The 13,329-nt window shown below is 59.7% G+C and carries 13 protein-coding genes; 3 read left to right on the top strand and 10 right to left on the bottom strand.

Going from position 1 to position 13,329, the window contains the following annotated elements; all coding sequences use genetic code 11:
• Positions 1-19: 19 nt before the first annotated feature.
• From sucD to sdhC, 8 genes are all read right to left on the bottom strand, one after another.
• Positions 20-892, bottom strand: coding sequence for a succinate--CoA ligase subunit alpha (sucD, locus tag G5533_RS14840; RefSeq protein WP_005346088.1), 873 nt, complete (start codon positions 890-892; stop codon positions 20-22).
• On the bottom strand, positions 892-2,058 hold the full coding sequence (gene sucC / locus G5533_RS14845; protein ID WP_005346090.1) for an ADP-forming succinate--CoA ligase subunit beta: 1,167 nt from the start codon (positions 2,056-2,058) through the stop codon (positions 892-894). The genes sucD and sucC overlap by 1 nt, the downstream gene beginning before the upstream one ends.
• A 104-nt stretch (positions 2,059-2,162) precedes the next feature.
• Positions 2,163-3,350, bottom strand: coding sequence for a 2-oxoglutarate dehydrogenase complex dihydrolipoyllysine-residue succinyltransferase (odhB, locus tag G5533_RS14850; RefSeq protein ID WP_159163741.1), 1,188 nt, complete (start codon positions 3,348-3,350; stop codon positions 2,163-2,165).
• A 33-nt stretch (positions 3,351-3,383) separates the two neighbouring features.
• Positions 3,384-6,194 (bottom strand): 2-oxoglutarate dehydrogenase E1 component, encoded by a 2,811-nt coding sequence (gene sucA, locus G5533_RS14855; protein WP_441254968.1) that lies wholly within the window; start codon positions 6,192-6,194, stop codon positions 3,384-3,386.
• A 115-nt stretch (positions 6,195-6,309) separates the two neighbouring features.
• On the bottom strand, positions 6,310-7,026 hold the full coding sequence (locus tag G5533_RS14860) for a succinate dehydrogenase iron-sulfur subunit (protein WP_216978904.1): 717 nt from the start codon (positions 7,024-7,026) through the stop codon (positions 6,310-6,312).
• Positions 7,027-7,042: 16 nt separating this feature from the next.
• Positions 7,043-8,809, bottom strand: coding sequence for a succinate dehydrogenase flavoprotein subunit (gene sdhA, locus G5533_RS14865; RefSeq protein ID WP_013723668.1), 1,767 nt, complete (start codon positions 8,807-8,809; stop codon positions 7,043-7,045).
• A 1-nt stretch (position 8,810) separates the two neighbouring features.
• On the bottom strand, positions 8,811-9,155 hold the full coding sequence (gene sdhD / locus G5533_RS14870) for a succinate dehydrogenase, hydrophobic membrane anchor protein (RefSeq protein WP_216953466.1): 345 nt from the start codon (positions 9,153-9,155) through the stop codon (positions 8,811-8,813).
• Positions 9,149-9,526 carry a succinate dehydrogenase cytochrome b556 subunit gene (gene sdhC, locus G5533_RS14875; protein ID WP_005346101.1) on the bottom strand — a complete coding sequence of 126 codons (378 nt, stop codon included), beginning with the start codon at positions 9,524-9,526 and terminating at the stop codon, positions 9,149-9,151. The genes sdhD and sdhC overlap by 7 nt, the downstream gene beginning before the upstream one ends.
• Positions 9,527-9,590: 64 nt before the next feature.
• Here sdhC and G5533_RS14880 point away from each other — a divergent pair, with 64 nt between their 5' ends.
• The 3 genes from G5533_RS14880 to G5533_RS14890 all read left to right on the top strand — a co-directional run bounded on the left by G5533_RS14880 (position 9,591) and on the right by G5533_RS14890 (position 11,666).
• On the top strand, positions 9,591-9,779 hold the full coding sequence (locus G5533_RS14880; protein ID WP_005346115.1) for a hypothetical protein: 189 nt from the start codon (positions 9,591-9,593) through the stop codon (positions 9,777-9,779).
• A gap of 189 nt (positions 9,780-9,968) precedes the next feature.
• Positions 9,969-11,255: a citrate synthase gene (locus G5533_RS14885; protein ID WP_005346116.1), complete on the top strand. Its 1,287-nt coding sequence runs from the start codon at positions 9,969-9,971 to the stop codon at positions 11,253-11,255.
• A 93-nt stretch (positions 11,256-11,348) separates the two neighbouring features.
• Positions 11,349-11,666 carry a DUF4377 domain-containing protein gene (locus G5533_RS14890; RefSeq protein ID WP_337072881.1) on the top strand — a complete coding sequence of 106 codons (318 nt, stop codon included), beginning with the start codon at positions 11,349-11,351 and terminating at the stop codon, positions 11,664-11,666.
• A gap of 62 nt (positions 11,667-11,728) precedes the next feature.
• On the opposite strand, the gene G5533_RS14895 is transcribed toward G5533_RS14890, so the two are convergent.
• Complete coding sequence (locus G5533_RS14895) at positions 11,729-12,169, bottom strand: GNAT family N-acetyltransferase (RefSeq protein ID WP_441254969.1); 441 nt, start codon at positions 12,167-12,169, stop codon at positions 11,729-11,731.
• Between the two features lie 58 nt (positions 12,170-12,227).
• Positions 12,228-13,073, bottom strand: a complete 846-nt coding sequence (locus tag G5533_RS14900) for a DUF5718 family protein (RefSeq protein ID WP_216978907.1) — start codon at positions 13,071-13,073, stop codon at positions 12,228-12,230.
• Positions 13,074-13,329: the final 256 nt, after the last annotated feature.

Here is a 13,329-nt window from a genome sequence, read left to right on the forward strand (position 1 = left end):
GATAACGGGCTAGCAGGAATTACCAGCCGGTCACTTCGCGCAGGGCCTTGCCGATATCGGCCAGGGAGCGGACGGTTTTCACGCCAGCATCTTCCAGCGCGGCAAACTTCTCGGCGGCGGTACCCTTGCCACCGGAGATGATGGCACCAGCGTGGCCCATCCGCTTGCCGGGAGGTGCGGTCACACCGGCGATATAGGAGACCACCGGCTTGGTGACGTGGGCCTTGATATAGGCAGCAGCGTCTTCCTCGGCGTTGCCGCCGATCTCGCCGATCATCACGATCGCTTCGGTCTGCGGGTCGTTCTGGAACATCTCCAGAATGTCGATAAAGTTGGAGCCCGGGATGGGGTCGCCACCGATACCGACGCAGGTGGACTGGCCAAAGCCCTCGTCAGTGGTCTGCTTGACCGCTTCGTAGGTCAGGGTGCCGGAGCGGGAGACGATGCCCACCTTGCCCGGCTTGTGAATGTGGCCCGGCATGATGCCGATCTTGCACTCACCCGGAGTGATAACGCCCGGGCAGTTGGGGCCGATCATCCGCACGCCGGTCTCTTGCAGCTTCACTTTGACGTCCAGCATATCCAGCGTCGGGATGCCTTCGGTGATGGTGACGATGAGCTTGATGCCCGCGTCGATCGCTTCCAGGATCGCGTCCTTGCAGAACGGTGCCGGAACATAGATGACGGTGGCGGTTGCACCGGTCGCTTCGACTGCATCACGGACGGTGTTGAACACCGGCAGGCCCAGATGGGTGGTGCCACCCTTGCCCGGGGAGACGCCGCCGACCAGCTGGGTGCCGTAGGAGAGCGCCTGCTCGGAGTGGAAAGTACCCTGACCGCCGGTAAAGCCCTGGCAGATGACTCGGGTGTCCTTGTTGATCAGTACGCTCATCAGTTGGCCTCCGCTGCTTTGACGACTTGCTGCGCGGCATCGGTCAGACTCTTGGCCGCAATGATGTTGAGGCCGCTCTCGGCCAGCTTGATACCACCCAGCTCGGCGTTGTTGCCTTCCAGACGGACCACGACGGGCACCTTGACCCCCACTTCCTTGACCGCACCGATAATGCCTTCCGCGATCATGTCGCAGCGCACGATGCCGCCGAAGATGTTGACCAGCACCGCTTTGACGTTGCTGTCGGAGAGGATGATCTTGAACGCCTCGGTTACGCGCTCCTTGGTGGCGCCGCCGCCGACGTCAAGGAAGTTGGCCGGCTTGCCGCCGTGCAGATTGACGATGTCCATGGTGCCCATGGCCAGACCTGCGCCGTTGACCATGCAGCCGATGTTGCCATCGAGGGCCACATAGTTGAGCTCCCACTGGGCGGCGTGCGCTTCGCGGGGGTCATCCTGCGACGGGTCGTGCATCTCGCGCAGCTTGGGCTGGCGATAGAGGGCGTTGGCGTCGATGTTGATCTTGCCATCCAGGCAGTGCAGGTTGCCCTGCGCGGTGATCACCAGCGGGTTGATCTCCAGCAGCGCGAAGTCGCAGTCGAGGAACATCTGACCCAGACCCATGAAGATCTTGGTGAACTGTTTGATCTGATCGCCGACCAGACCCAGTTTGAAGGCCAGCTCGCGGGCCTGATAGGGCTGCGGGCCAACCAGCGGGTCCAGGGTGGCCTTGTGGATCAGATGAGGGGTTTCGTGGGCGATCTTCTCGATGTCCACGCCACCTTCGGTCGAGGCCATGAAGACCACGCGACGGGAGCCACGGTCAACCACGGCGCCCAGGTAGAGCTCTTTGGCGATGTCGGTGCAGGATTCAACCAGGATCTTGGTGACCGGCTGGCCGTTGGCGTCAGTCTGGTAGGTCACCAGATTCTTGCCCAGCCAGTTCTGGGCAAAGGCACGGATCTCATCCTTGCTCTTGGCCACTTTCACGCCGCCCGCCTTGCCGCGGCCACCGGCGTGTACCTGGCATTTGACGACCCAGGTATTGCCGCCAATCTTGTCGGCCGCTTCGGCCGCTTCCTGCGGGGTAGCACAGGCATAACCTTCGGAGACCGGCAGGCCATACTCGGCAAACAGCTGTTTTGCCTGATATTCATGCAGATTCATAGATGCTCTATCCGTGTTGTAGGTATTTCCGTCCGGGGCTCGTGTTTCTCAATCCCCTGTGAGTGGGGGCCTCGGGGGCCCCTCGTTATCTTTCAGTTGGTTGCTCAGACGTCCAGCAGCAGGCGGGTCGGATCTTCCAGCAGCTCCTTGACGGAGACCAGGAAGCCTACCGATTCGCGCCCGTCGATGAGACGGTGATCGTAGGAGAGGGCCAGGTACATCATCGGCAGGATCTCGACCTTGCCGTCAACGGCCATCGGGCGATCCTGGATCTTGTGCATGCCCAGAATGGCGCTCTGGGGCGGGTTGATGATCGGGGTGGACATCAGGGAGCCGAACACACCACCGTTGGTGATGGTGAAGTTGCCGCCAGTCAGCTCATCAACGGTCAGTTTGCCGTCGCGGCCCTTGCCCGCCAGATCCTTGATGGCCTTCTCGATGTCGGCCAGGCTCATGTTGTCGCAATCGCGCAGTACCGGGGTCACCAGACCACGGGGGGTGGAGACGGCGATGCTGACGTCGAAGTAGTTGTGGTAGACGATGTCGTCACCATCCAGCCCGGCGTTCACTTCCGGATAGCGCTTGAGGGACTCCACTACCGCCTTCACGTAGAAGGACATGAAGCCGAGCTTGATGCCGTGCTTCTTCTCGAAGATCTCGCCGTACTGCTTGCGCAGATCCATGATGGGCTTCATGTTGACCTCGTTGAAGGTGGTCAGCATGGCGGTGGTGTTTTTCGCTTCCAGCAGACGCTCGGCGATGCGCTTGCGCAGACGGGTCATCGGCACCCGCTTCTCGCTGCGACCAGCCAGCGCGGCAACCGGTGCGACCGGAGCAGCAGCTACCGGCGCGGCTGCGGCAGGCTTGCTCAGCGCCTTGATGTAGGCTTCCACATCATCCTTGGTGATGCGACCGCCCTTGCCGGTACCGGTCAGCTTGGCAACGTCGATGTCATGCTCGCCAATCAGGCGACGCACCGAGGGGCTCAGGCCATCGGCGCCATCATCAGCAACAGCTTCAACCGGTTTCTCTTTGGTCTCTTCACCCGCTACCGGGGCGGCGGTGAGGATGGCAATCAGTTGACGGGACAACACGGTCGCCCCTTCCCCTTGCAGAATATCCCCCAGCACACCCGCTTGCGGGGCCGGCACTTCCAGCACCACCTTGTCGGTCTCGATGTCGACCAGTACTTCGTCACGGGCGACCAGATCGCCCGGTTTTTTGTGCCAGGTGGCGATAGTGGCATCGGCCACTGATTCCGGCAGATCCGGTACCTTGATTTCGATAGTCATCAAATCAGTTCCTTGTTACTTCTTGTTCAGGGCTTAGGCCAAAGTAAGAGCATCTTCCACCAAGGCTTTCTGCTGCTTGGCATGGACGGACATGTAACCAACCGCTGGCGAGGCGGACGCAGGGCGACCGGCATAACGCAGGGTGGCACCGGCTGGCAACACGCCATCATAGTGGTGACGGGTGCAGTACCAGGCGCCCTGGTTCTGCGGCTCTTCCTGACACCAGACAAAGTCGGTGACATGGCTGTAATCGGCCAGAATGGCGCGCACTTCCTCTTCCGGGAAGGGGTAGAGCTGCTCGATCCGCACCAGTGCCACATCTTGCTGCTCCGCCTTGCGACGGGCATCGAGCAGGTCGTAGTAGACCTTGCCGGAGCAGAACACCACACGCTTGACTGCTTTCGGATCCAGCGCATCGATCTCGCCAATGGCATTCTGGAAAGTACCTTCCGCCAGCTCTTCAAGCTTGCTCACCGCCAGCGGGTGGCGCAGCAGGGATTTGGGCGTCATCACGATGAGCGGACGGCGCATCGGACGCACTACCTGACGACGCAGCATGTGGAATACCTGTGCCGGGGTAGAGGGCACGCACACCTGCATGTTGTGCTGGGCACACATCTGCAGATAACGCTCCAGACGGGCGGAGGAGTGCTCCGGCCCCTGCCCTTCGTAACCGTGCGGCAGCAACATGGTCAGGCCGCACATCCGCCCCCACTTCTGCTCGCCGGAGGAGAGGAACTGATCCACCACGACCTGGGCGCAGTTGGCGAAGTCGCCGAACTGGGCTTCCCAGATGGTGAGGCCGGCCGGCTCGGCACTGGCGTAGCCATATTCAAAAGCCAGAACCGCGTTCTCGGTCAGTACCGAGTCGTAAATCTCGAACGGCCCCTGCTCGTCGTGCAGGTTGCACAGCGGGGTGTAGGTGCTGGCGTCGGTCTGGTTGTGCAGCACGGCGTGGCGATGGAAGAAGGTGCCACGGCCGGAGTCTTCACCGGTAAAACGGATGCGGGACCCCTTGTCCACCAGAGTGGCGTAGGCCAGGGTCTCGGCAAAGCCCCAATCCACCAGCTTCTCGCCGGCGGCCATCAGACGGCGGTCTTCGTAAATCTTCTCGACCTGGCGCTGCAGCACATGGGTAGCCGGATACTGGCTCACCCGCTCGCCAAGGGCTTTGAGGTGATCCATCGGCACGGCACTCTCATAGGCCATGTTCCAGTCGTGACCGAGATAAGGGGTCCAGTCGACAGAGTGCAGTTCCATCGGCCGCCACTCCTTGCTCACCCGCTCGCCGCGATCCAGCGCTTCGCGATACTCGTTGACCAGTTCGGTCGCCCGCTCCTGAGCGAGGGTCCCCTCAGCCACCAGCTGATCGGCGTAGATCTTGCGTGGAGTCGGGTGCTGCTTGATCTTCTGGTACATCAGCGGCTGGGTCGCGCTCGGCTCATCCGCTTCGTTGTGACCGTGACGACGGTAGCAGACCAGCTCGATCACCACGTCGCGTTTGAAGGTATTGCGGTAATCCAGTGCAATCTGGGTCACCAGCACCACGGCTTCCGGATCATCCCCGTTGACGTGCAGCACCGGCGCCTGCACCGCCTTGGCGATGTCGGTGCAATATTCGGTGGAGCGCAGGTCACGGATATAGGAGGTGGTGAAACCCACCTGGTTGTTGATGACGATGCGCACCGTCCCGCCGACACCATAGGCGCGGGTCTGGGACATGTTGAAGGTCTCGGCCACCACGCCCTGACCGGCCATGGCCGAGTCACCGTGAATGGTGATGGGCAACACGCTGGAGCCATCCTTGTCACCGCGACGATCCATACGGGCACGGACCGAGCCGATGACCACAGGGTTGACGATTTCGAGGTGAGAGGGGTTGAAGGCGAGCGCCAGGTGGACGTTGCCGCCCGGGGTGGCGAAGTCGGAAGAGAAGCCCATGTGGTACTTCACATCACCGGTACCCCAGGATTCGCCGTGCTTGCCGGCAAACTCGTCGAACAGATCCTGCGCACGTTTACCGAGCACGTTGATCAGCACGTTGAGACGACCGCGGTGTGCCATACCGATAACGGCCTCTTTGCAGCCCTGCTCACCGGCGCGACGGATCAGCTCCTTGAGCATGGGGATCATGGCGTCGCCACCTTCCAGCGAGAAGCGCTTGGCTCCCGGGAACTTGGCGCCCAGATATTTCTCCAGCCCTTCGGCGGCGGTCAGGCTCTCGAGGAAACGGGTCTTCTCTTCGAGGGTGTAGCTCCCCTTCCCTTCAATGGATTCGAGACGCTGTTGCAGCCAGCGCTTCTCTTCCGTGGAGGTGAGGTGCATGTAGTCGGCGCCTATGCTGCCGCAATAGGTCTTCTTCAGCGAGGCGTAGAGGTCGGAGAGCACCATGGTCTCGCGACCGATGGCGTAGGAGCCCACATTGAAGGTGGCCTCCATATCTGCGCCCTGCAGGTTGTGAAACGCAGGATCCAGTTCGGCAACGGTTTCACGCTGCCACAGGCCCAGCGGGTCCAGATTGGCATTCTGGTGACCACGGAAACGGAAGGCGTTGATCAGCTGCAATACCCGCACCTGCTTGGCATCCACTTGCGGATCGGAGACGGGGGCACTGTAGCGAGAGGGATCCTTGGCCAGACGACGGAAATAATCGCGGACCTGGGAGTGGGGTTGTTCAACCGCATGGCCATTGACCTGGGGCAGCTCGCTAAACAGGCTGCGCCACTCGTCGGACACGGAGTCAGGATTTTCCAGGAAGGATTCGTACAAATCCTCGATATAGCTTGCATTCGCACCAGCCAGGTGAGATGACTCCAACCAGGCCTTCATCACGCCGTTATGCATTTCTATCCCTTGTACTTCTTGTTACTGCTACGCAGCTTGTAGGGTTCAAACAGCCATCCTGCCACGGGTGGGATGGCTATCCGGAAGTCGGGCCAGCACAGGGCCGGCCCAAATACTAAACAGCCCGATTGAGCAACATCGACTTGATCTGGCCAATCGCCTTGGTCGGGTTCAAGCCTTTCGGACAGACGTTCACGCAGTTCATGATGCCGTGGCAGCGGAACACGCTGAAGGCGTCGTCCAGATTACCCAGCCGTTCGGTGGTCGCGGTGTCGCGGCTGTCAGCCAGCCAGCGGTAGGCGGCAAGCAGCCCGGCCGGACCGATGAACTTGTCGGGGTTCCACCAGAAGGAGGGGCAAGAGGTGGAGCAGCAGGCACAAAGAATACACTCGTACAGGCCATCCAGCTTGGCACGCTCTTCGGGGGATTGCAGGTGCTCACGCACCGGCGGCAACTTGTCTTCATTGATGAGGAAGGGTTTGACCTTCTCCCACTGGGCGTAGAACTGGGTCATGTCGATCACCAGATCACGGATCACCGGCAGGCCGGGCAAGGGGCGGATAACGACCTTGTTGCCCTTCTTCAGCAAATCGGAGAGCGGGGTGATGCAGGCAAGACCGTTCTTGCCATTCATGTTGAGACCGTCAGATCCACAAACCCCTTCGCGGCAGGAGCGGCGGAAGGCAAGCGTGGGATCCAGCTCTTTCAACTGGATCAGTGCATCGAGCACCATCATGTCGGAACCTTCAGGAATATCAAGATGATAATCCTTCATATGGGGGACGTTATCAACATCCGGATTGTATCTGTAGACAGAGAATGTGACGTTCATAGGGCTGGCTCCGCAATCAGTAAGTCCGAACCTTGGGCGGGAACGCCTCACGGGTCTTGGGTGACATGTTGACAGCACGACGGGTCATGGACTCGGTGTCCGGATGATAGAGGCTGTGGCACAGCCAGTTCTCATCGTCGCGATCCGGGAAGTCGAAGCGGCAGTGAGCACCGCGACTCTCGGTACGGAAGTTGGCGGCAACCGCCGTGGCAAACGCCGTCTCCATCAGGTTGTCCAGCTCCAGGCACTCGATGCGCTGGGTGTTGAACTCTTTGGAGGTGTCATCCAGACGGGCTGACTTGAGGCGCTCGCGGATAACCTTGAGCTCGGCCAGCCCCTCTGCCATCGCAGCCCCTTCGCGGAACACGGAGAAGTTGTTCTGCATGCAGCGCTGCAGGTCTTTGCGGATCTGCACCGGGTCTTCCCCGTCACGGCAATTTTCCCAGCGGTTGAAGCGGGCCAGTGCGGCATCCAGATCCGACTCAGAGGCATCGCGACCATGTTCCATCTCGCCCAGAGTGTTGACCAGATGCATGCCGGCCGCGCGGCCGAACACCACCAGATCCAGCAGGGAGTTGCCACCCAGACGGTTAGCGCCGTGCACCGAGACGCAGGCAATCTCGCCCACCGCAAACAGACCGACCACCGGCACATCGTTGCCGTTCTTGTCCTGGGTCAGGCACTGGCCATTCACGTTGGTCGGCACGCCACCCATCATGTAGTGGCAGGTCGGGATGATCGGGATCGGCTCTTTGACCGGATCCACGTGGGCGAAGGTGCGAGAGAGCTCGCAGATCCCCGGCAGACGGGATTCCAGCACCTCTTTGCCGAGGTGATCCAGCTTGAGCTTGATGTGCGGGCCCCAGGGACCGTCGCAGCCACGGCCTTCACGGATCTCGATCATAATGGAGCGGGCCACCACGTCGCGGCCGGCCAAGTCCTTGGCGTTCGGGGCGTAACGCTCCATGAAGCGCTCGCCATCTTTATTGAGCAGATAGCCGCCTTCACCACGGCAGCCTTCGGTTACCAGCACCCCTGCCCCGGCGATGCCGGTCGGGTGGAACTGCCACATCTCCATGTCCTGCACGCCGACGCCGGCACGCAGCGCCATGCCGACGCCGTCACCAGTGTTGATGTGGGCGTTGGTGGTGGACTGGTAGATACGACCGGCACCGCCAGTCGCCAGCACGGTGGCCTTGGCCTTGAAGTAGACGACTTCACCGCTCTCCATATCGATGGCGGTACAACCCACCACATGGCCATCCTGGTTCTTCACCAGATCCAGCGCATACCACTCGGAGAAGACGGTGGTCTTGTTCTTGACGTTCTGCTGATAGAGGGTGTGCAGCAGGGCGTGACCGGTACGGTCGGCGGCCGCTGCGGTACGAGCAGCCTGCTCGCCACCGAAATTCTTGGACTGACCACCAAACGGACGCTGGTAGACAGACCCGTTATCGAAACGGGAGAAGGGCAAGCCCATGTTCTCCAGCTCATAGATAGCCTCGGGACCGGTTTTGCACATGTATTCAATGGCTTCCTGATCACCGATGTAATCGGAACCTTTTACCGTGTCATACATGTGCCACTGCCAGTTGTCGTCGTGGGCATTGCCCAGCGCAACCGTGATCCCGCCCTGAGCGGAAACAGTGTGAGAACGGGTTGGAAAAACCTTGGACAACAGAGCGCAGCTCTTGCCGGACTGGGCAATCTGCAGCGCGGCGCGCATACCGGCACCACCGGCACCAATCACCACAGCATCAAATTCACGAGTTGGAATAGTCACCTTACACACCCCACAGCACGACGAAACCCGTCATCAGATAGACAAACAGCACCACGACCAGGGCAAATTGCAGCGCCCCGCGCAGCCCTACCGGCTTGATATAGTCGGTCAACACCTGCCACAGACCGATCCAGGCATGGATCAGTACGCAGAGCAGGGCCAACAGGGTGAATACCTTGGTGAAGGTATTGGCGAAGAAACCTGTCCACACCTCGTAGGTGATGTCGTTGAACGCGACAAAACTCACCAGATAGAGGACATAGCAGGTCATGATGAGGGCGGTGGCGCGGATCAGGATGTAATCGTGAACGCCGCTGCGCCCGAAAGTTGCAGAATTGGTTACCATACAAGCACTCCCGCTAATACAGCCAGGATCGCGGTGATCACGAAGGCCACACGGGCACTCTGATTACCGGATTCCAGCTCTTCCCAATAGCCCATGTCCATGACCAGATGACGCAAACCGCCCACAATGTGGTAAGCCAGCGCAGTCAGGATCCCCCACAGCACGAATTTGACCAGGAAGTTGTCCATGATGGACACCACTGTCTCAAATCCTTCGGGAGAGGCGAGTGAAGTGCCAAGCATCCACAGCAAGATGCCCAGTGCCACAAAGGTAATGACCCCTGAAACACGGTGCAGGATGGAGGCGATGGCAGTGACAGGAAAGCTGATCGTTTGTAGGTCGAGGTTGACCGGTCTCTGTTTGTTTTTCACGCTTGCCCACTCAGCTCTATTGAGCACGTTAGTTATTGTTTTAACTCACACTTGAGGGCACGGGATGGTGATTGTTGGCTATTTGTTACCAAAACACTCTGAAAAAGCCAAAACGCGAATTTTTGGTTTCACATCAGGCTTTGCCAAAGCGTTTCAAACACCAGCAGCCATGACCCACGTGGCGCAGTATATCCACGCCCTTAAACGAAGACAATCAAACAGCTACAAAGAAAACACAAAACCGCAAACTTGATCGCATATTTAATTTAACATTCCATTAATGCCGTTAATGCCGCCCCAGCAAAATTGACATTGATAGGGAACTCTGTTTCAAATAGGGCGCTCCAGCCACCTCGGTATGGGTAACAACCTTTGCCAGCGTCATAAAAGTCGTAATAGAGTAGGACTGGAACCAAATTATAAAGAGCAAAGGAGACGTGCTATGGCTGATAAGATAGCCACCCTACACCTGCCCGGGAAAGATCCGGTTGAACTGCCGATCCTCTCTGGAACCGTTGGACCTGATGTTGTCGATGTTAGAAAGCTGGGTGGGCAAGGGTATTTCACCTTTGACCCGGGCTTTATGGCGACCGGTTCTTGCAAATCTGCCATCACCTACATTGACGGGGATCAGGGTGTCTTGCTGCACCGTGGTTACCCCATCGCCCAGTTGGCCAAAGAGTCCAACTATCTCGAAGTCTGCTATATCCTGCTCTACGGCGAGGCGCCGACCAAGGCCCAGTTTGCCGATTTCCAGCGTACCGTGACCCGCCATACCATGGTGCACGAGCAGATTGCCTTCTTCTTCCGTGGTTTCCGTCGTGACTCCCACCCCATGGCCATCATGTGTGGTGTGGTGGGTGCACTCTCTGCCTTCTATCACGACGCCCTCGACATCAACAACGAACAGCACCGCGAGATCTGCGCCTTCCGCCTCATCTCCAAGATGCCGACCCTGGCGGCCATGTGTTACAAGTACTCTATCGGCCAGCCGTTCATGCATCCGCGCAACGCCCTCTCCTATGCAGGCAACTTCCTGCATATGATGTTTGCGGTACCGACCGAGGAGTACAAGGTCAATCCGGTGGTCGAGCGCGCCATGGACCGCATCTTCACCCTGCACGCTGATCACGAGCAGAACGCCTCCACCTCCACCGTCCGTCTGGCTGGCTCCTCCGGTGCTAACCCGTTTGCCTGTATCGCCGCCGGTATCGCCTCCCTGTGGGGTCCGGCCCATGGTGGTGCCAACGAAGCCTGCCTGCGCATGCTGGAGGAGGTAGGCTCGGTGGATCGCATCCCCGAGTACATCGCCAAGGCCAAGGACAAGAACGATCCGTTCCGTCTGATGGGCTTCGGCCACCGTGTCTACAAGAACCATGACCCCCGTGCCACTGTGATGCGTGAAACCTGTCACGAGGTATTAACCGAGCTGCAGATCAAGGATCCGCTGCTGGACGTGGCCATGGAGCTGGAGCGCATCGCGCTCTCCGACCCCTACTTCATCGAGAAGAAACTCTACCCGAACGTGGACTTCTACTCCGGTATCATCATGAAGGCGATCGGTATCCCGATGAACATGTTCACCGTGATCTTCGCCATCTCCCGCACTATCGGCTGGATTGCTCACTGGAACGAGTTCCACTCCGACCCGGATAGCAAGATTGGCCGCCCGCGCCAGCTCTACGTGGGCCACCCGCAACGGGATTTCACGCCGCTTGATCAGCGTTAATGAACTGAATCAACATGGTTTGTTACAAAGGCGGTCATTGACCGCCTTTTTATTTATCGCTCTAATGCCCCTTTCAATTCGAAGGAGTCCCCCATGAAACCTCTGCTTGCCAGCGCCGCCCTGCTGCTCACCGCCTGTCAGGGCACCGCGGCCCCACAGGGTGAGACCCTCTACATCAACAGCCAGCTGGTCGATTGTGTCGGGGTCGGGCCGATGCAGTGCATGCAGGTGCGCAGCGACGAGCAGCAGCCCTGGACGCTTTTCTATCAGCAGATCGAGGGTTTCCAGTTCGAGCCGGGCTACCAGTATCAGCTCACCGTGAGCAAGGAGCAGCTTACCAATGTGCCGGCCGATGCCTCCTCCCTGCGCTACCAGCTGATCAAGGTGGTCAGCAAGATCGCCAGCAAGTAACGGCAGGATCAAAAACGGGGGATGGCGCAGGCCATCCCCCGTTCATTATCACACTTGAACGACTATCGCGGCAGCAACGCCATATGGAGCAAAGGATAGGGCTTGCCCTGGCCATCCAGCGGCGAGCGGCCCGTCACGACGAACTCCATCTTGTGGTAGAAACCCACCGCCTGCTCATTCTGCTCGTTGACGTCAACCAGCGTCGCGCCACACTGGCTGATGGCATGTTCCACCAACCGGCGACTCACGCCACTGCTGCGCACCGCCGGCGCCACAAACAGCATCTCTATCTTGCCATCACATAGCCCGCAAAAACCGGCAATGCGCCCCTCCTCCATTCGGGCACAGTGCAGTGTCACTGCATCGAAGTAGTGCTCCAGAATAAGCGGTTTGAGCGCGAGGATCTCGGCCTCGGGCAGGAAGTGGTGGGTCGCCCGAACCGAGGCCTCCCACAACTCGATCAGGGCCGGATAATCGGCCCGCGTAGCAGTATCAATCTTCATCAATGACTCTTTGTTGCAGCCAGCAGGATGGCTGTGGCCTCCCCGCGGGCCAATCTGATTAGCGCGCATGCACCGCCTGCAGCAGCACCGACACATCGGCACCAAAACTGCGGGTACGGATCGCCTCGCGAATATCCGCTTCGCTGTAGCGGCTGCCCGGATAGACCACCACACAGGAGGTGTCGCCAGGCTTGAGGAAGTGGGTCTCGCCAAACGGGGTATAACGGGTGGCACCGATGCTGATGAGCGCGTGGGGAGGATGCCCCGCCTGCGCCAGCAGTCCCTGAATGTGCTCCGCCGGCCCTTCATCCTGCTGATGGTTGAACTTGTCGATGGCCCAGTCGAGCAGCTTGCAATGGAAGTAGCTGTAGTCGATGGCGGCGCTGTCTACCCCGTAGGCGTGCAGCTCACCGTCTCGCTCCAGATAGCAGGCGATGCGATAGTCATCGAGCTCGCAGCCGGCGGCAAAACCGGATAGCGGCAGCAGGTTGGCCGCCAGCCCCTTGCTCTCTTCGCCCCAGTTCTTCTTCTCGCTGATCTTCTTGGCGTTGGGACGACGGATAGAGCAGTCGTTATAGGCGCCAAAGGCGCGGGGATGGATCGCCACCACCTGCTTGCCCGCATACTCCAGCTCGCACCAGAGGGCCACTTCCGGCTCGATCTGCACCTTCTCGTCACCACTGACCGCCGCCTCCGGCAGGAAGATAGCCTTGTCGCTCAACGGGAATACCCCGAGCTGACCCGGATGACCGGGCACGAAGAAGGGGAACAACGCCTTGGGCGCCGTGGTGTCGCGCACCACAACCGCCACGAAATCCGACGCTTCACCCGCCTGCTCCAGATGACCGGCGAAATTGCCCGCTACCCCGAGTCCGATAAACTTGCTCTCTGCTGCTATCTGCATCTTGCTCACCTGCATCTTGCCCACGCAAGGTAGCAGGCCCGTCGCCCACTACCGCTAAAGTGGCAAGATTAAACCACAAGGGCCCCGCCTTCGCCCAGTCCGGCCCTGTCGTGGTGTGCGCCAGTCTACTTTTTTAGGGACGAGAAGGCTGTGGCGAACCAGCTAGTGCGCACTCTTCCAGCTACGCGGTCACCGCGCTGGAAACAGTGCGTTTCCGGCCTCTCCCCTCTTTCTTCTTGGGACTCAACTTCATCTT

It is taken from the genome of Aeromonas sp. A600620 (genome assembly GCF_029479985.1).
In the GTDB taxonomy this organism is placed as follows: domain Bacteria; phylum Pseudomonadota; class Gammaproteobacteria; order Enterobacterales; family Aeromonadaceae; genus Aeromonas; species Aeromonas veronii_A.